Origin of the sequence: Aphanothece stagnina RSMan2012, assembly GCF_046764815.1 — a bacterium.
In the GTDB taxonomy this organism is placed as follows: Bacteria; Cyanobacteriota; Cyanobacteriia; order PCC-6307; family Cyanobiaceae; genus NIES-981.
In genome coordinates this window covers 1-17,469 of record NZ_JBKOUC010000035.1, presented here as the reverse complement: position 1 = coordinate 17,469, position 17,469 = coordinate 1, and the positions used below count along the sequence as shown (strand labels likewise).

Sequence of the window (17,469 nt, the reverse complement as noted above, 5' to 3'; positions counted from 1 at the left end):
CAGCTGAAACGGGGGAAGATCGGCCGGCTGGTTGCGCAGTTTGACGAAGCTGCCCGGTTGCAGCAGTTCCACCAGGTTGTCCGTCCTGTGGGCTGCGGTGACCCCGCTGGCCAGGTCTGCGCCGGCGGAGCGGGGGGGGCGCTGGCCAAAGGTTGGAGGGGCTGGCATGGCGGCCGCAACTGGGCTGGCGGCCATCATCGGCGGCGGTTTGGGGCCGAGCGGACCATGCCCTGAATCTGTTCGGTTTCAGCTGTGGTTTGATCAGGGAACCCCAACGGACGGCCTGGTCCAAGCCCTGTGGCACGCAAGCAACGTCTGGATCTGGAACTGGTGGCCAGGGGGCTGGTGGACACCCGCCAGCGGGCCCAGCAGCTCATCCGCGCCGGAAGGGTGCGCAGTGGTGATCGGGTTCTGGACAAGCCAGGCGTGGATGTGCGCCCTGATCAGCTGCTGGAGGTGGCCCAGCCTCCCCGTTTTGTCTCCCGTGGGGGGGAAAAGCTGGCGGCCGCCCTTGAGGCGTTTGCCCTTGCCACGCTGGATCGGGTCTGCCTCGACGGGGGCATCTCCACCGGAGGTTTCACCGATTGCCTGCTGCAGCATGGTGCTGCCAGGGTCTACGGCGTTGACGTGGGGTATGGCCAGACCGCCTGGAGCCTGCGGAGTGACCCACGGGTGGTTCTCCGGGAGCGCACCAACCTGCGCCATCTGACGCCGGAGGGGCTGTACGGGGATGGGGATCCCTGGCCGGATCTGGCCGTTGCCGATGTCTCGTTCATTTCCCTGGCTCTCGTCTTGCCGGCTCTGCTGCGATTGCTGCAACCCCTTGCCCCCAGCAGGCACCTGGACCTGGTGGTGCTGGTCAAGCCCCAGTTCGAAGTGGGCAGGGAGCGGGTGGGCAAGGGGGGGGTGGTTCGAGATGCCCAGGCGCACGTCGATGCCATCGAGGGTGTGGTGGCGGCGGCCGAGCGACTGGGCCTCACGCCAGCAGGGCTGCTGGCTTCCCCCATCACCGGCCCTGCCGGGAACCACGAATACCTGCTCTGGCTGCATGCCGGTGCGACAGGCGAGGGAGAGCACGGGATGCCTGATGACCCTGGCCAGCGTCGGGACGCCATCAAAAAGCTGGTGACCAGAACCCTGGCCACCAGCTGAGCAGGCGTCACAGCCCTCTGAGGTCCGTTGAGCCAGTCCAATGCCGCGTCGCTCAGACGGGTCGCTGAACCGCGTCGCTGAAACGGTGCGGCAGCAAGGACCTGGGTCAGGAGGGTTCAGATCGCACCGCTGTCGCGATCGCCGGTGCGGATGCGGATCACGGCGTCGATGGTGCTGACGAAGATCTTGCCGTCGCCGATCTCGCCGGTGCGGGCGGCCTCCTGGATGGCGGTCACCACGGTGTCCACTTTGTCGTCGTCCACAACGATCTCGAGCTTCAGCTTCTGGAGGAACTCCACGGTGAACTCGGAGCCGCGGTAGCGCTCCACCTGGCCCTTCTGGCGGCCGAAACCGCGCACCTCGCTCACGGTCATGCCCACGATACCCGCATTCACCAGGGCGATCTTGACGTCCTCAAGCTTGAAGGGACGAATGATGGCCTCGACTTTTTTCATGGAAGCAGCTGGGGGCTGGATGGGGATTCTCTCAGGAAATCCCTGCCGGAGGAAGGGACAAGGCCATTAGGCCTGAGCTGAGCGGGCACCGTCGTATCCGTTGTTACGCCTCCCAGTCTGCATAGGATCACCCTTTGAATCACCTCACCCATGAGCGCGACTGCCGCGTCGGGGGCTGCTGACATTTCCGTGGCCGAACCTACCGTCGCCGACCCTGCGGTCGTCAGCCGTGCGGAAACTGCCGAGCAGACCCGCACACCTCACTATGGCGAGCGGGCCATTGCCGAAGCCCGCCTGATCTGTTTCGACAACCCCCGGCCTGGGCGCACCTACGAAGTGGCGATCACCCTGCCGGAATTCACCTGCTGCTGCCCCTTCTCCGGCTATCCCGACTTCGCCACGCTCCGGTTGCTCTACCAGCCAGGGCCACGGGTGATGGAGCTCAAGGCGATCAAGCTCTATGTGAACAGCTACCGGGATCGCGCGGTTTCCCATGAGGAGGTGACCAACCGCATCCTGGATGACTTCGTGGCGGCCTGTGATCCCGTCTGGATGGAGCTGGAGGCCGATTTCAACCCACGCGGCAATGTCCACACCGTGATCCGCGCCACCCATGGGACCCGTCAGCCCTGTTGAGGCTCTGGCTCCTGCTCCCCTGACTGGAGCGCCGCGTCGAGCAGTCTGGGCAGCTCGGTGGCAAAGGCTGTCAGGTTGCGGTTGCACAACCCACCGACGTGGAGTCGTCCCCCTTCGGTGATCGCCCAGAGCTGGCGCGTGGCCAGCAGGCTGAGTCCACCGCCGAGCAGGGCGACGGCGAATCCGCCGTACACCAGGGGCACACCGGGATCGCGCTTCAGCAGAATGCCGCTGGCTGGGAGCACGCTCGCGACCCGGACCGGCAGCCCGCGGATGTCCAGAGGATCTCCACCCACCACGATCTGTCCGAGGTTCGCTCCCTTGGCGTCGTAGACGTCCACCGGGCCCTGCTCACTGCTGAGGCTGAGCAGCACCGGGTCGCTGCCGTCGGGCCGGGTGGGGAGGACCAGCCCCCAGACCTGGTCACCCAGCTGGGGGAAGCTCTGGAGCGGCAGCTGCAGCAGCGGACTGCCACCCAGCTGAACCGTGATCGCAGCGAGCCCCCAGTCGGCCTGATAGAAGGTGACGCCCCGAAAACGCAGGGGGTGGTTGACGCTGATGCTGGCCTGCTTCAGCAGCGTCTCGCTGCTGGGCCCCCCCTCCAGCAGCCTCAGCGCAGAGGTGAACTGTTCGGGACGTCCGGCCGGGTCGCGCTCCACCGTGAAGGCCTCCAGCGCCAGGGTCAGCTGGTGCTGTCCACGGCTGTCGAGCAGCTCCAGGGATCGGCCCGGCGCCAGGAACTGTTCCGCCCGGTGGCCCCCCAGGACCCCCCAGGCGGCCCCCAGCATCAGCACCACCAGGCCGGCATGCACCAGCAGGGGCCCCACCCGCCCCAGCACACCTTTGCGGGCCGCCAGCCGGGAGGGCCGGCACTGGACCTGCCATCCCTCGGATTGCAGGATGCGCGCCAGCCGGTCCAGATCCAGACCCTCGGCAGTTTCACCGCAGAGGCGGGTCTCGGCGACGCTCAGCTTGCTCAGCTGGCGCGGAGATCGGTAATCGATCCAGTTCAGGGCGGCGCGCAGGGCCGGCCACTGGCGTCGCCAGCTGCAGAGCAGCAGGGAGAGGGCCAGCCAGGCGAGCAGCGCCAGGAACCAGTCACTGGAATAGATGTGATCCAGCTGCAGCGCCAGAATCCCGTCCCCCTGGAGCAGCCCAAGCCAGGGTTCAGCGTCGTAGAGCTGGTGGTAGAGGCCTTCGGGCTCCTTCTGGGGAATGACCGTGCCGACGCCGCTGGCGACGGCGATCACCAGCAGCAGGGCGATGGCCAGGCGCAGATCGGAGATCCAGCCCGCCAGCCGGTTCAGCACGGTCATGGCTCCTTCCTGGGCCACCGCGACCTCACGACCAATTGGCCACCAGGGTGAGCACGCCGGTGGTGATGAGCACAGCACCGCTGAGCGGTGGCACCCACTGACCGATGCGCCTCAGGCTCAGCAGTCGGGGCAGGCTGGCGGCCGCCGTGCCCGCCAGTATCAGGGGAACCACCTGGCCAGCCCCGAAGCATGTGAGCAGAAGCATGCCGACCCAGGGCTCGCCGGTCTGGGCCATCCAGCCCAGCAGGACCGCCAGCACCGGCGTGGTGCAGGGTGTGGCGGCCAGGCCAAAGGCCAGCCCGGCCGCCAGCGGGCCGAGGGGGGCGGGAACCCGGCGGCGCCAGCGTTCGGGGTCGGGGCCGCTGGGCAGGGCGAGGGGCAGGATGCCCAGCAGGTTGAAGCCCATGACCAGCGCGAGCACGGCCACGACCGTCGGTACCAGCCCGGGGACCTGGCCGTAGATGCGTCCCAGCAATCCGCTGAGCAGTCCCAGCAGCACCAGGGCGGACACGATGCCTGCCGTGAAACTCAGGCTGCGCAACCAAGGGGTGGCAACGGTGCTCTTCCCCCCGAACCCGGCCAGGTAGGCCATGGTGACGGGCAGGAGGGAGAGGGAGCAGGGTCCAAGACTGGTCAGCAGGCCCCCGGTGAACACCACAAGAACCGTGGTGGGTGTGGGATGGGCCAGGGACTGCTGCAGCAGGCTTTCACTGCTGCGGGCCAACCCGGCCAGCTCGGCCCCGATGCTGATCATGCGACCAGCCTATCGGGCCGGCAGAGGACGGCGGCGCCGTGGCTGGGGGGTGAGACCACTGGACTCGAGCGAGCAGCGAATCAGCAGGCCACAGACAAGCAGGCTGGCCATCAGGGAGTTGCCGCCGTAACTGATCATCGGCAGGGGCAGGCCTGTGGTGGGCATGGCCCCACTCGCCACGGCAATGTTCAGGATCGATTGTCCGACCAGCAGCGTGGTGGATCCGATCGCCACCAGCCGCTGCTGGTTGCTGCGACAGCCCAGCGCGACCCGCAGTCCCACGAAGCCAAACAGCAGCAGGAACAGCAGCAGAACGACGGAGCCCACATATCCGAACTCCTCGGCGTAGACCGCGAAGATGAAGTCGGTGGTCTGGATCGGCAGGTACTGGAGTTTCTGGGTGGAGAGCCCGAAGCCTTCACCCAGCAGACCTCCCGACCCGATGGCCATCAGGCTCTGGACGAGCTGATACCCGTCCCCCTGGGCATCCCTCCAGGGATCGAGGAACGAGATCACCCGAAGCCGCTGGTACTCGTTGATCATGATGCTGGCCCCCCCGAGCAGGCTCCCGGCTCCGGCGGCGCCGAGCAGCAGGGGCATCGCCACTCCCCCGGCCATGGCCATCAGCCAGAGGAGCAGCCCCGTCAGGGCGGCCGTGCTCAGGTTGGGCTGCTTGAGGATCAGCAGGATCAGGGCTCCGAAGATCCCCAGCCAGAGCAGTTTCTGATCCATGCCGATGCGGCGCCAGTGGGCGAAGAGGGCCGCGCCCTGAAGCACCACGAAGGGCTTGACCAACTCGGATGGCTGCAGCTGAATCGGCCCGAGCACGAGCCAACGGCTGGCCCCATTGACCGTGCTGCCGATGATCAGGGTGGCGGCCACCATCAGGGTGCCCGCCATCAGGGCGAGCGGGGCCAGGTGCAGCCACCGGCGGATGCTGGTGCGCATGGCTGTGACCAGCAGTCCCCAGCTGGCTGCCATCCAGATCAGCTGCCGCTTGAGATAGAACGCGCCATCCCCCATTTCGCGTTCGGCCACCCACCAGCTGGCAGAGGTCAGCACCAGCAGCCCCACCACGCTCCAGATGGCCACCAGTACCAGGAGCAGCCGGGCTTCTGCGGGCCACTGGCTCCAGGGCCAGGGCAGCAGGGCCGGGAATCGAGCGGGCGACGGATGGGGCCTGGCGTTGGGACGGCCCTGCAGGGCGACGGTGCGGCTCAAGGGAGGGGGGACCGACTGGTGAGGAAGACGTTGATCGACCCCCCATTGAGCCGTGCCGGCCCCCTGCTTGTCGAGTCTGTATGGAGGGCATCGGGCGAAGTCGCCCGGTGCCGGCGTTCGGGCTTGGCAGGCTGAGGGGGACCTGCGGGAACGCTGAGGCGCGGCGGCACGAAAAAAGCCCGGCATGAAGCCGGGCGGTGGAACGTGAAGACGGGGTCCTAAAAGGAAGCAGAGGGCTTCAGTTGCCGACGTTGACCTGACGCCTTCCCGTGGCCAATTCCACTTTGAGGATCTTCCCCCCCTGCTTCATGATTCGCTGCTGCTCAGCGAACCAGCTCTCATAGGGCACCCACTTGGTGAAGTAGGTGTTCTGGAGTTCCCGCTGGGTTCGGGACTTCTCAGGACATGGAATGCAGGCTGTGATTTTGAACAGGCGCATGGAAGAAATCCGCAGGGGTTTCCAGAAGCTCTGGATCAGTTGCCCAGACCCGAGCAGATATAGTCGAAATAAACAGCCATCTCTCGGCCGGCATCAGGGCCGACCAAGGAAGCGGTGACCTCCTTCATGGCCTGAATCGATTGCACGGTGGCACCGATCGGCACACCCAGGGAGTTGTAGGTCTCCTTGAGCCCGTTCAGCACACGCTCATCGAGGATGGAGGTGTCACCCGCCAGCATGGCGTAGGTGGCGTAGCGCAGGTAGTAGTCGAGATCCCGAATGCAAGCCGCATAGCGACGGCAGGTGTACATGTTGCCGCCGGGACGGGTGATGTCCGAGTAGAGCAGCGACTTGGCGACCGCCTCCTTGATGATGGCGGATGCATTAGCGCTGATGGTGGCAGCGGCACGGACGCGCAGCTCACCGCTGGCGAAGTACTGCTCCAGACGGCCCATGGCGGAACCGTCCAGGTACAGACCCTGCACGTCGGCCTGGTTGATGACGTTGGTGATGGCGTCTTGCATGAATCCTGCTGAAGGGCGTTGGAAGGAATGGGTGGTGCAGCCTCAGGAGAGGGCGCCAATGACGTAGTCGAAGTAGAAGCCTGCCTCTTCGGCATCGGCACCCGTGAGCATGCCCGTGGCCACATTCTTCATCTCGCGAATGGCTTCAGCCATCGCATCCAGCGGTGTACCAAGGGAGCGATACATTTCCTTGGCCCCGATGATTCCGATCTCCTCGATGGGGGTGACATCACCGGCGACCACGCCATAGGTGACCAGGCGGAGGTAGTAATCCATGTCCCGAAGGCAGGAGGCTGTCATCTCCTCGCCATAGGCGTTGCCGCCAGGGGAAATGACGTCAGGGCGCCTCTGGAACAGCGCGCCGCCGGCGGTCTTGACGATGCGCTCGCGGCTCTCGCTGAGCACCTGGGCCACGCGCACACGGCGCTGGCCGGCGGCCACGAAAGATTTGATCTGGTCGAGTTCGCCAGGGCTGAGATAGCGGGCTTCGGCGTCCGCGTTGATGATCGAGTTGGAGACGATGCTCATGCAGTTCTGCCTCGAAACAAGCGGCCGCCTTGACGGAGACCGGTATCCGGTGGGTAAGGGAGTGATCGACTCGCGCCGATCGCCGAATCATTCTGCGCCAAGCCCCTGCGGCGCCCTGGCCTGCGGTAACAGTTCTTCACGGCTTGATGCTTCCGGAGACCCCTTGGGGCGCAAGGGTTTTGGCGGATGTTGCAGACAATGACCCCAGGTCGCAATTGTTCACTGCCGCCGAGGGGTGATTGCTCAATCTCCGTTTGCCCTTGCATGGGATTTCCCCTGGAAAAGTGTTTCTCTCATTCCGCAAAAGAAAAGCGCCCTGGCGGTAGGCCACAGGGCGCTGAGGAGTGATGAACTTGACCGGCTCCCGGCCAAGAGATGAAGAAGGTCGTCAGAGGATCAGGAATTCATTGAATTCAATACCTGTGAAGATCTTCGAATTCAACGTCTGGGCTTCAGCGCTTGTTGGAGTTTCTGTGTCGAAGTCGGGGCCCGTCATCCAACGGGCTGGCGGCGCGGGCATTGGCCTTGGTGGGAGCTTCGGGCCGGTGGTCGGCCCGTTGCTGGGATTCAGATGGCGGAACGGGGAGATGGGGTGAGGCCGGCATTGCCGCTGTACAGGGAAGCGGTGCGGTTCACGGTGACCAGGGGGATTCCCTTGGCTGTCGCCAGTCCGCGGAGGTAAGGAATGGTGTCCTGGCCGAAGGCCTCGGCGTATTCCATGCTGTCCAGAAGCTGACGAATGGCTGCTTGCTGGCCCTGGGACGACCGGGTGCTCAGGAACTGGCTCACCTCCTGGGGTTGGGCAGCCCGTCCAAGCAGGGCGAGGTAGGCCGCCGAAGCGGCCCGAAGCGGCGCCATGCGGTTGAGCCGCTGCTGGAACAGCTCACTTCCAGCAAGCTGAGCCACGAATTCAGCCGCATTCAACTGGGTGTTGCGGAACTGGGACTCGGTATCGCCAAGCCGTTCGGCCGCAAAGGGCACGCGGTTGAGCAATTGCTTGTAGGCCGCTTCGATGGCTTCCTGAACCTGAGCTTCATTGGCGGTGCGTCCGACCCGCACCGCTCGGCCGATGCTCTGGCGGCGGGCAAATCCCTGGGGTTGGCCGGGCCGCAGGGCTTTGGCCATGGCAGCACCGGGCTCGGTGGCTGTCACCGTTGCCAGGTTGGTGCTGACGGCTTTCGACCAGACGCCGATGACCGGCGCGGTGGGAGAAGGCCGAGAAGCCGCAAATCCAGTGCCCCCAGGGGTGCTCCAGAAGGGGCTCACCCCGGCTGGTCGCCAACGCCGGGTCGGCTCAGGGCTGCGTCGAATGCTCGGATTCTCGAGGGTGGTCGCTGGAGCCGCGAGGGTCTCTCCACCGGCGATCTTGGCGCTCCAGCCGCCGCGTACCACCGTTGGACGGTCGGGAAGGTTCCGGGGGGTGATGTCCCCAACCGTGCGCAGACTCTGGGGTGGCATCACCTCGGGGCGCTTGACGCGGTTCAGGTCCGGGTAGGCCGCCGCGTTGAAGGGACGGTTGAGTGCGGGAACCTTGCGGGCGGTGCGGTCGGCGGGCGTGATGAAGCGTTCATAGGGGACGGTGTCCTCACCGAAGCTCTCGTTGTACTCACGGCTGTTGATGAGGGCATCGACCACGCCGTAGAACCCCTGACGTGCAGCGGTGTCGAAATAGGCGTCAATCTCCCAGCGACCGAAGGTTGGCCGGCCCAGGATCCTGCGATGCATCACCTCGATGGCCTTGGTGATGTAGAGACCACTCCAGTAGCGCCGTCGGAAGGCCTCGGAGCGGGCCACCTGGCGGATGAATTCGCGCAGGCTGATGTCGCCGTTCTCCAGCTTGATCTCCTCGACCTTGTTGCGTTCTCCCGCATAGCCGGTGTTGCCCAGGATCTGGACGTACACGGCATTGATGACGGCCTGGGTGCTGGATTCCGTTCCGCGGATGCTGGGTTGGCCTCCCCGCCGGGGGATTGAGCTGCCACCGGTGGCGATCTGTTGAAGCCTGACCACCTTGGGTCCGACGCGCCTTGGCGACGCCTTGCGGAACTGCGCGCTGTCCATCTGGCCGGGCTGGGTCATCCCGTTGCCGATCAGAATCCTGCGGGTGTCGTAACTGAAGGGAGCGGGACGGGTGGAGACCTTCGCCGTGGCCGATGGGAAGATGGCCCCGTAGGTCAGCCCGAGAGGATCGTTGGAGCCTCCGTAGGGGTGCTGATCGGGCAGGGGTTGGCGGTAGGCCGCATACAGGGTGACGTACTGCGGTGCTCCCTCGAAGGGGGCACTGAAGCGGAACAGTTTGCGGTTCGAGCCCCAACCCGCGCTCTCCTGGGCCTCCTCGCCGAGATCGCGCAGGTAGGGAACGGTTTCCTCTCCGAAGTTGCGGGCGTACTCCATGGAGTTCACCAGACAGTCGACCAGACCTGGCAGTCCCTGGTCACTGACGATGTCGAAATAGAACGTGAATTCCTCGCGGGAACTGATGCCTCGGCCCAGGAAGTGGCGGAAGGCCAGCTCCACGGCGCGACTGTTGGAGAAGCGGCCGTAGAACTGCTTCTGGTACTCCTTGCTGCGACCAAGGGCGCGAATGAACTCGCGCATCGAGATCTGCCCCTGCCGCACCTGGGTGGCTTCGACTGGGCAGACCTCCTGGCTGTAACCCTTGACGATGTCGCGTTCGAACACTTGCCGGTAGGCGGCCCGCACCACCTGAGCCTTCTGGGCGCCGCTCATGGCCGGCTTCATCACGAAGCGCAGCGCCTTGCCCCGGGCGGCCAGCGCATAGGTGGCCGGCAACTGGAGACCCTGGTTCACCGGGCTGCCCAGCCGCTGACGGGCCGAGGGGGTGGGGACGGCGAGCTCGGCAATCAGCACGTTGAAGTACTGGATCACCAGCTGACGGGTTTCGCTCTCCCCCTTGAAGAGCCCTGCCGCTGCAGCGCGCATCTCCTGAAGTGCCACGTTGGTGGCCGCCAGGGAACAGGCCTTCTCCAGCACATCCCGCAGTCCGCGGGTGTTGACGGCGAGGATGCTGGGGTCACCCGCCACCAGCGCGTAGCCGACGTAGCGCAGGAACCAGGCCAGATCCCGGATCGACTTCTTCATCCGGGCCGTGCCGTACACCCCGACGGAGATCGGGGCGAAGCCCGTCGGGAGCACCACCCGAACGTCGGCGTCACCCCCCGCACCCTCCAGCAGGCGGGTCAGGACGTTCCCTCGCGTGGATGTCGCCCCTGCGTAGGTCTCGACGGAACGCCGGAAGGCAGCCTGATCAGCTGCCAGGGGAGTCGCATCGTCGCTGGGCGGCGGGCTCAGCGGGGCGTCCAGATAGGACAGCGGCGTGCCCCCGGAGAAGATCCGGTTGGCCGCTTTGGCCACAATGAATTCCGCATTGTCCGAGATGCGCCGTGCCGCCTCCACGCGACGCTGGCCACTCTGAAAAAAGTTGATCAGGTTGCTGAGTTCGCTCCCGTCGGGGAAACGATCCTCCTGCTCCGCCTGACGGACGCTGGACAGCGGCAGGGTGTCGTAGCGCTGGGGAGCAACCCTGGTGCTGCCGCTGCTGGCGGTCACGGTCATTGACGAGAGCGAACCGGGCTGGGCCAACTTACGGCTCGCCCCGAGGGCCACCGGGGTGGCATGAACAAATGTTTGCAGCGTTCCTGCCCCGCCATGAAATGCTCGGCCGAGAGTCGCCCTGCCGCCGTGCCTGCCAGCGATGCCGCCACCCCGGTGGTGAGTGCCTTCTATGACCGCTTCCCCTACCCCGCCGACCCCCTTCAGGATGGGCCACCGCCCGGATACAACTGGCGTTGGTGTCTCGACAGTGTCTGGGCCTTCACCACAGGGGCCCTGCCCCCGTCGCCGCCGGGTGGCCGTCCCTGGCGGATTCTCGATGCCGGTTGCGGCACCGGTGTCAGCACCGATTACCTCTGCCACCTGAATCCAGGCTCGTCGGTGCTGGCGGTCGACATCAGTGCGGGAGCCCTCGCGGTCGCGCGCGAACGCACCCTCCGTTCCGGTGCGGCGGACCAGGTGGCCGAGCTGCGGATCGAACAGCGCAGCCTGCTGGACCTGGCGGGGGAGGGGCCCTTCGACTACATCAATTCCGTCGGCGTGCTGCACCATCTGCGCGAGCCCGCGGCCGGCCTGCAAGCCCTGGCGGCACTGCTGCGTCCGGGGGGCCTCCTGCATCTCTTTCTCTATGCCGATGGGGGGCGCTGGGAAATTCACCGTGTTCAGCGCAGCCTGGCGCGGCTGGCGGTGGGTGCCGGCGACGAGGGCCTGCGGCTCGGGCGTCAGCTGTTCCGCGATCTGCCCGAGACCAACAGGCTGCGCCGGCACCATGAGCAGCGCTGGGCTCTCGATACGGCAGCGGACCCCAACTTTGCCGACATGTACCTGCATCCTCAGGAGACCAGCTACGACCTGGAACGCCTGATGGCCTTCGTGGCCCGGGCTGATCTCAGCTTTGCCGGTTTTTCCAATCCGGAGGTCTGGGACCCTGCCCGCCTGCTCGGCGGCGCGTTGCTGGAGCGGGCCCTCGCCCTTCCGGAACGGCAGCGCTGGGCCCTGGTCGAAGACCTCGATCCGGACATCAGCCATTTCGAGTTCTTTCTCTCGAGCGGCGCGCTGCACCGGCAGGACTGGCGCGACGATGCTTCGCTTCTGGCGGCCGCCGGCACCCGCAACCGATGCCTGTGGGGCTGGCCCTCCACCAGCCTGCTGGGCCAGGACCTGATGCCGCTCACGATCAGTCCCGACGCCCTGACCCTGATGCAGGGGCTGGAGGCGGCTCCGCCAGGGACCGCCCTCGGTGCCCTGCCCCTCGACTGGTCCGCCCCGCGCCGACTGGCGGCAGCGCGGGAGCTGCTGGCGGCCAGGGTCTTGCTGCCACTGGGATCTGAGGCTGCGTGATAGATTCCGCGCGCAATTCGAGGGGTTGGCGCGATTGACCGTTTCACCACCCTGCCCAGTGGATCAGCCGGCGGTGTCACCACCAGCCGTTGCCGATCCTGCTGTCCCCCTGGCGGGCCTGGCGCAGGTGACGAGCGGTTCTGCACCCACCCCTGACTCAGCTGTTCAGGCCGGTGACGGCATGGACGATTACTTCAGGCTCCAGCAGCGCCTGCAGCTTTTCACGCTGCTCCTCGCCGCTGCCGCCATACCGTCCACGGCCCTGTTGGGTGGCCTCCATGCCGCTTTCGGCGTTCTGGTGGGAGCCTGCGCAGGCCTGCTCTATCTGCGTCTGCTGAGCCGCAGTGTCATGCGTCTGGGTGGCGATCGTCGGAGCGTGGGGAAATCCCAACTGCTCGTTCCCATCCTGTTGGTGCTGGCCGCGTCCCGTCTGCCCCAGCTTGAGCTTCTGCCCGCCTTGCTCGGGTTCCTGCTCTACAAGCCTGCCGTGATCCTGCAGGCCGTTCTTGACGCCTGAATTCCCTGTCCTCCCGTTCAACCTGATGGCTCCGCTGCCCCTCACGCTTCCCTTCGCCGAACTGGAGGTTGGTCAACACCTCTACTGGCAGCTCGGCAACCTCAAGATTCACGGCCAGGTGTTCCTGAGCTCCTGGGTCGTGATCGGCGCTCTGCTGGCTCTGGTGGTTGTCGGCACCCGCAAGCTCGAACGGGATCCGCGGGGCACCCAGAATCTGCTCGAGTTTCTCTGGGACTACATCCGTGACCTCTCCCGGGAGCAGATCGGCGAGAAGGCCTACCGCGACTGGATGCCATTCATCGGCACCCTTTTCCTGTTCATCTTTGTGAGCAACTGGGGTGGTGCCCTGGTGCCCTGGAAGCTCATTCATCTCCCGAGCGGAGAACTCGGGGCTCCCACGGCTGACATCAACACCACGATTGCCCTGGCACTCCTGGTCTCCCTGGCCTACTTCTACGCAGGCCTCAGCAGGAAAGGGTTGCGCTATTTCGAGTATTACGTGGAGCCGACACCGATCATGCTCCCCTTCAAGATCGTTGAAGACTTCACGAAACCTCTCTCCCTCTCCTTCCGTCTTTTTGGCAACATCCTGGCCGATGAACTCGTGGTCGCCGTGCTGGCGTTCCTGGTTCCCCTGGTGGTTCCCCTTCCGGCCATGTTCCTGGGCCTCTTCACCAGTGCCATCCAGGCCCTGATCTTTGCCACCCTCGCCGCCTACTACATCGGAGAGGCTGTCCACGAGGAGCACCACTAGGCCTCGTCGGCTGCTGACCTGTCAGGCGGTCTGGCAAACTCTTGGCGCGCAGGTCCGGCCGCAAGCCGGGCCCGTTTCCGAACCACGGCAACGTCCCAGGCGCCATGGGGATTTCACCCCCGTCCACTCAGCGCTCCCGCAGCGCACTCCATCCTCTCTTCCACCATGGATTCCATCACCTCCGCTGCTTCTGTCGTGGCCGCTGGTCTGGCTGTCGGCCTGGGCGCCATCGGCCCTGGTATCGGTCAGGGCACCGCTGCCGGCGGCGCCGTTGAAGGCATTGCGCGTCAGCCCGAAGCCGAAGGCAAGATCCGGGGCACCCTGCTGCTTTCCCTGGCCTTCATGGAGGCTCTCACCATCTACGGCCTGGTGGTCGCCCTGGTGCTGCTCTTCGCCAACCCCTTCGCTGGTTGAGCGACTCCTGAGTGGACGGAAGGTGAGGGCCGTTGAGCCCTCGCCCTCCCGGACCTCGGCCAACAGCTCCATCCTGATCCATCCAGCGCTTCCATCCCCATGACCAGCTGGCTTCTGCTCGCCGAAGCAGGTGCACCTGAGGGGGGTCTCTTCGACCTCGACGCCACGCTGCCCCTGATGGCAGTGCAGGTGGTACTCCTCACCTTCATCCTCAACTCGCTGTTCTTCCGTCCCGTGGGTCGGGCCGTGGAGGAGCGCGAGGGTTACATCACCACCAGTCGCGCCGAAGCGAAGGAGAAGCTGGCCCAGGTAGCACGCCTGGAGGCCGACCTCCGGGAGCAGCTTAAAGATGCCAGGCAGCAGGCCCAGAAGCTGATCGTGGAGGCCGATCAGGACATGGATCGCCTCTACCGCGAGGCCCTGGCCGCCGCCACCGCCGATGCCAATACGCAGCGTGAAAACGCCCGGCGTGAAATCGATGCCGAGCGCGAGAAGGCCATGGCCCAGCTCGAGACCGACGCCGAGGGCCTCGCCGACCTGATCGTCACCCGTCTTCTGGCTCCAGCGCGATGACTGCCATGACATCTCTACTCGCCAGCCACGGCGGTTTCGGTCTGAACCTCAATCCGTTCGAGACCAACATCATCAATCTGGCGATCGTGATCGCCGCCCTCTGGAAGTTCCTTCCAGGTTTCCTCGGGGGCATTCTCGAGCGCCGTCGGGCCGCCATCCTCGCCGATCTGCAGGATTCCGAACAGCGCCTCGCCCAGGCCACTACCGCACTGGCCCAGGCCCAGCAGGATCTGGCAGCCGCCCGGCAGAAGGCGGAGCAAATCCGAGCTGATGGCAAGGCCAGAGCTGATGCGATCCGTGCCGAGAGTGAGCTGCGCACCATTGAGGAGATGGCTCGCCTCAAGCAGGGCGCCATGGCGGATCTGAGTGCCGAGGCTGCCCGTGTCACCGAAGCCCTTCGTCGCGAGGCGGCGCGCCAGGCCGTCGAAAAGGCTCTGGTCACCCTTCCAGGCAAGCTGGACCCTGCCTCCCAGGCTCGCCTGATCGACCATTCCATCAACAATCTGGGGAACGCCTGATGCCACTCCTCAACACCATCGCCACCCCCTACGCCGAGGCCTTGCTCCAGGTCGCGGACGCCCGCAAGGAAACGGACACCGTGGCCCAGCAGGCCAAGGAAATTCTGGCGATCTGGAGCGCAAGTCCCGAACTCCGTGCTGCCATGGCCTCCCCGGTTCTGGAACCGGAGGCCAAGAAGGCTGCTCTTGGTGGCCTGTTCGGCGAGCAGATCACGCCCTCCCTTCAGAACCTGCTCAAGCTTCTGGCCGATCGCCAGCGGATCGCGGTTCTCGACTCCGTGCTGGTGCGATTTCTCGAGCTCTACAGGGAGCTCCGCAACATCGCCCTGGCCACGGTGACGTCGGCAACCCCGCTCAGTGATCAGCAGCAGCAGGAACTCACCGCCAAGGTCAAGGACCTGGCCGGAACCGACGCCGTGGAAATCGACCTTCAGGTCGATCCCGCCCTGATCGGCGGCTTCATCGTCAGTGTGGGATCCCAGGTGATCGACGCCAGCCTCTCCGGCCAGGTGCGTCGCCTCGGTCTTGCTCTGGCCAAGGTCGGCTAGGCCGTAGCGGCGCCGTTTCGGCGGCCGTCTTCTTCCCCTCCCATCACGCCCCCAGTACCCTCATCTCCCCCTGCGGGGATTTCCTCCCATGGTTTCCATCCGTCCCGACGAGATCAGCGCCATCCTCAAGAAGCAGATTGAGGACTACGACAAGTCGGTCGCCGTCAGCAACGTCGGCACCGTGCTGCAGATCGGTGATGGCATTGCCCGCGTCTATGGCCTCCAGCAGGTCATGGCCGGGGAACTCGTCCAGTTTGAGGACGGTACCGAGGGCATCGCACTCAACCTCGAGGACGACAACGTCGGCGTGGTGCTGATGGGCGAGGGCCGTGGCATTCAGGAGGGCAGCACCGTCAAGGCCACCGGCAAGATCGCCGCAGTCCCCGTCGGTGACGCCATGCTGGGCAGGGTTGTCAACTCGCTGGGGCAGCCCATTGATGGCAAGGGCGACATCGCCACCACCGAGACCCGACTGATCGAGTCGATGGCTCCCGGGATCATCCAGCGCAAGTCGGTGCATGAACCCATGCAGACCGGCATCACCGCCATCGACGCCATGATCCCGATCGGCCGCGGTCAGCGCGAGCTCATCATCGGCGACCGCCAGACGGGCAAGACGGCGATCGGAATCGACACCATCATCAACCAGAAGGGTGAAGATGTCGTCTGCGTCTACGTCGCGGTCGGCCAGAAGGCCGCCTCCGTCGCCAATGTGGTGGAGGTGCTGCGCGAGAAGGGCGCCCTCGACTACACCATTGTCGTGGCGGCGAGTGCCTCCGAGTCGGCTGCGCTGCAATACCTGGCTCCCTACACCGGTGCCGCTTTGGCCGAATCGTTCATGTACAAGGGCAAGGCCACCCTGGTGATTTACGACGATCTCACCAAGCAGGCCCAGGCCTACCGCCAGATGTCCCTGCTGCTGCGTCGTCCTCCCGGTCGTGAGGCCTATCCCGGGGACGTCTTCTACTGCCACAGCCGGCTGCTGGAACGCGCCGCCAAGCTTTCCGATGCCATGGGCAAGGGTTCGATGACGGCCCTGCCGATCATCGAGACCCAGGCCGGTGACGTGTCGGCCTACATTCCCACCAACGTGATCTCGATCACCGACGGTCAGGTGTTCCTGAGTTCCGACCTGTTCAACTCCGGCCTCCGCCCCGCCATCAACGTCGGCATCTCCGTGAGCCGGGTCGGTGGCGCTGCCCAGACCAAGGCGATCAAGAAGATCGCCGGCACCCTCAAGCTGGAGTTGGCCCAGTTCGATGAACTGGCCGCGTTCTCCCAGTTCGCCTCTGACCTCGATGCCGCTACCCAGGCCCAGCTGGCCCGGGGCAAGCGGCTGAGGGAAATCCTCAAGCAGCCCCAGTTCAGCCCCCTCATCCTGGCGGAGCAGGTGGCCGTCGTCTATGCCGGCGTCAAGGGTCTGATCGACGAGATCCCCGTCGAGTCGGTCGTTCAGTTCTGCCGGGAGCTTCGTGAGTACCTCAAGACCAACAAGGCCGACTTCATCTCCAAGGTGCAGACCGAGAAGCAGCTCAGCGAGGACGCTGAAGCCATGCTCAAGGATGCCATCAACGAGGTGAAGTCGACCATGCTGGCCTCGATCTGAGGAGGATCGCTCAGATGGCAAATCTCAAGGAAATCCGCGACCGGATCAGTTCGGTCAAGAACACCCGCAAGATCACCGAGGCCATGCGTCTCGTGGCGGCTGCCAAGGTGCGTCGTGCTCAGGAGCAGGTGTTGCGCAGTCGGCCCTTTGCCGATCGCCTCGCCCGGGTGCTGGAAAACCTCCAGTCCCGCATGCGTTTCGAGGACGTCGACGCCCCTCTGCTTGAGGCCCGGCCGGTTGAAACCATCACCCTGCTGGCCGTCACCGGTGACCGGGGTCTCTGTGGCGGTTACAACGCCAACATCATCAAGCGGACCGAACTTCGCCACGCGGAGCTCAAGGAACAGGGCTACAAGGTTGATCTGGTGCTGATTGGTCGCAAGGCCATCACCTATTTCCAGAACCGCTCCAACATCTACACGGTGCGGGCCACCTTCTCCGGACTGGAGCAGGTGCCCAATGCGGATGAGGCTGGCTCCATCGCCAACGAGATCCTGGCTGAGTTTCTCTCGGCCGCGACCGATCGGGTGGAGATCATTTTCACTAAGTTCATCAATCTGGTGAGCTCCAAGCCGGTCATCCAGACCCTGCTTCCCCTGG

The 17,469-nt window shown here is 65.3% G+C and carries 19 protein-coding genes; 11 read left to right on the top strand and 8 right to left on the bottom strand.

Features of this window, described 5'->3' with window-relative positions:
* The first annotated feature begins 297 nt into the window (after window positions 1–297).
* Window positions 298–1,152, top strand: coding sequence for a TlyA family RNA methyltransferase (locus tag ACLNEE_RS15720; protein ID WP_411421959.1), 855 nt, complete (start codon window positions 298–300; stop codon window positions 1,150–1,152).
* 116 nt (window positions 1,153–1,268) lie between these two features.
* Here the strand turns inward: ACLNEE_RS15720 and ACLNEE_RS15715 are convergent, their stop codons facing one another.
* The gene (locus ACLNEE_RS15715; RefSeq protein ID WP_411421958.1) at window positions 1,269–1,607 is read right to left on the bottom strand and encodes a P-II family nitrogen regulator; all 339 of its coding nucleotides are present in this window, start codon (window positions 1,605–1,607) and stop codon (window positions 1,269–1,271) included.
* Window positions 1,608–1,757: 150 nt separating this feature from the next.
* Here ACLNEE_RS15715 and queF point away from each other — a divergent pair, with 150 nt between their 5' ends.
* Complete coding sequence (gene queF, locus ACLNEE_RS15710) at window positions 1,758–2,243, top strand: preQ(1) synthase (protein WP_411421957.1); 486 nt, start codon at window positions 1,758–1,760, stop codon at window positions 2,241–2,243.
* On the opposite strand, the gene ACLNEE_RS15705 is transcribed toward queF, so the two are convergent.
* From ACLNEE_RS15705 to ACLNEE_RS15675, 7 genes are all read right to left on the bottom strand, one after another.
* The gene (locus ACLNEE_RS15705; protein WP_411421956.1) at window positions 2,231–3,559 is read right to left on the bottom strand and encodes a cytochrome c biogenesis protein ResB; all 1,329 of its coding nucleotides are present in this window, start codon (window positions 3,557–3,559) and stop codon (window positions 2,231–2,233) included. The two genes, queF and ACLNEE_RS15705, sit on opposite strands and share 13 nt — an antisense overlap.
* Before the next feature lie 25 nt (window positions 3,560–3,584).
* Window positions 3,585–4,313: a cytochrome c biogenesis CcdA family protein gene (locus ACLNEE_RS15700; protein WP_411421955.1), complete on the bottom strand. Its 729-nt coding sequence runs from the start codon at window positions 4,311–4,313 to the stop codon at window positions 3,585–3,587.
* Between the two features lie 9 nt (window positions 4,314–4,322).
* On the bottom strand, window positions 4,323–5,534 hold the full coding sequence (locus tag ACLNEE_RS15695) for an FtsW/RodA/SpoVE family cell cycle protein (protein WP_411421954.1): 1,212 nt from the start codon (window positions 5,532–5,534) through the stop codon (window positions 4,323–4,325).
* A gap of 238 nt (window positions 5,535–5,772) precedes the next feature.
* Window positions 5,773–5,973 (bottom strand): phycobilisome linker polypeptide, encoded by a 201-nt coding sequence (locus ACLNEE_RS15690; protein WP_087068758.1) that lies wholly within the window; start codon window positions 5,971–5,973, stop codon window positions 5,773–5,775.
* Between the two features lie 35 nt (window positions 5,974–6,008).
* Complete coding sequence (gene apcB, locus ACLNEE_RS15685; RefSeq protein WP_006909433.1) at window positions 6,009–6,497, bottom strand: allophycocyanin subunit beta; 489 nt, start codon at window positions 6,495–6,497, stop codon at window positions 6,009–6,011.
* A 42-nt stretch (window positions 6,498–6,539) separates the two neighbouring features.
* A complete protein-coding gene (locus ACLNEE_RS15680) occupies window positions 6,540–7,025 on the bottom strand; it encodes a globin family protein (RefSeq protein WP_006911806.1) in 486 nt (161 codons plus the stop codon).
* A 567-nt stretch (window positions 7,026–7,592) separates the two neighbouring features.
* Complete coding sequence (locus ACLNEE_RS15675) at window positions 7,593–10,601, bottom strand: phycobilisome rod-core linker polypeptide (RefSeq protein ID WP_412007330.1); 3,009 nt, start codon at window positions 10,599–10,601, stop codon at window positions 7,593–7,595.
* Between the two features lie 93 nt (window positions 10,602–10,694).
* Here ACLNEE_RS15675 and ACLNEE_RS15670 point away from each other — a divergent pair, with 93 nt between their 5' ends.
* From ACLNEE_RS15670 to atpG, 9 genes are all read left to right on the top strand, one after another.
* Window positions 10,695–11,939, top strand: coding sequence for a class I SAM-dependent methyltransferase (locus tag ACLNEE_RS15670; protein ID WP_411421952.1), 1,245 nt, complete (start codon window positions 10,695–10,697; stop codon window positions 11,937–11,939).
* A gap of 181 nt (window positions 11,940–12,120) precedes the next feature.
* Window positions 12,121–12,456: an ATP synthase subunit I gene (locus ACLNEE_RS15660; protein WP_425625054.1), complete on the top strand. Its 336-nt coding sequence runs from the start codon at window positions 12,121–12,123 to the stop codon at window positions 12,454–12,456.
* A 25-nt stretch (window positions 12,457–12,481) separates the two neighbouring features.
* Window positions 12,482–13,210, top strand: a complete 729-nt coding sequence (gene atpB, locus ACLNEE_RS15655; protein WP_411421950.1) for a F0F1 ATP synthase subunit A — start codon at window positions 12,482–12,484, stop codon at window positions 13,208–13,210.
* Window positions 13,211–13,375: 165 nt separating this feature from the next.
* A complete protein-coding gene (atpE, locus tag ACLNEE_RS15650; RefSeq protein ID WP_010315318.1) occupies window positions 13,376–13,624 on the top strand; it encodes an ATP synthase F0 subunit C in 249 nt (82 codons plus the stop codon).
* Window positions 13,625–13,723: 99 nt separating this feature from the next.
* Complete coding sequence (locus ACLNEE_RS15645) at window positions 13,724–14,197, top strand: F0F1 ATP synthase subunit B' (RefSeq protein WP_411421949.1); 474 nt, start codon at window positions 13,724–13,726, stop codon at window positions 14,195–14,197.
* Between the two features lie 5 nt (window positions 14,198–14,202).
* Window positions 14,203–14,715 (top strand): F0F1 ATP synthase subunit B, encoded by a 513-nt coding sequence (locus ACLNEE_RS15640; RefSeq protein ID WP_411421948.1) that lies wholly within the window; start codon window positions 14,203–14,205, stop codon window positions 14,713–14,715.
* The gene (atpH, locus tag ACLNEE_RS15635; RefSeq protein WP_411421947.1) at window positions 14,715–15,263 is read left to right on the top strand and encodes an ATP synthase F1 subunit delta; all 549 of its coding nucleotides are present in this window, start codon (window positions 14,715–14,717) and stop codon (window positions 15,261–15,263) included. Before ACLNEE_RS15640 ends, atpH begins: the two co-directional genes overlap by 1 nt.
* Window positions 15,264–15,351: 88 nt before the next feature.
* A complete protein-coding gene (gene atpA / locus ACLNEE_RS15630; protein ID WP_411421946.1) occupies window positions 15,352–16,869 on the top strand; it encodes a F0F1 ATP synthase subunit alpha in 1,518 nt (505 codons plus the stop codon).
* Between the two features lie 14 nt (window positions 16,870–16,883).
* A partial coding sequence (gene atpG, locus ACLNEE_RS15625) for an ATP synthase F1 subunit gamma (RefSeq protein WP_412007327.1) occupies window positions 16,884–17,469 on the top strand: 586 nt, incomplete at its 3' end.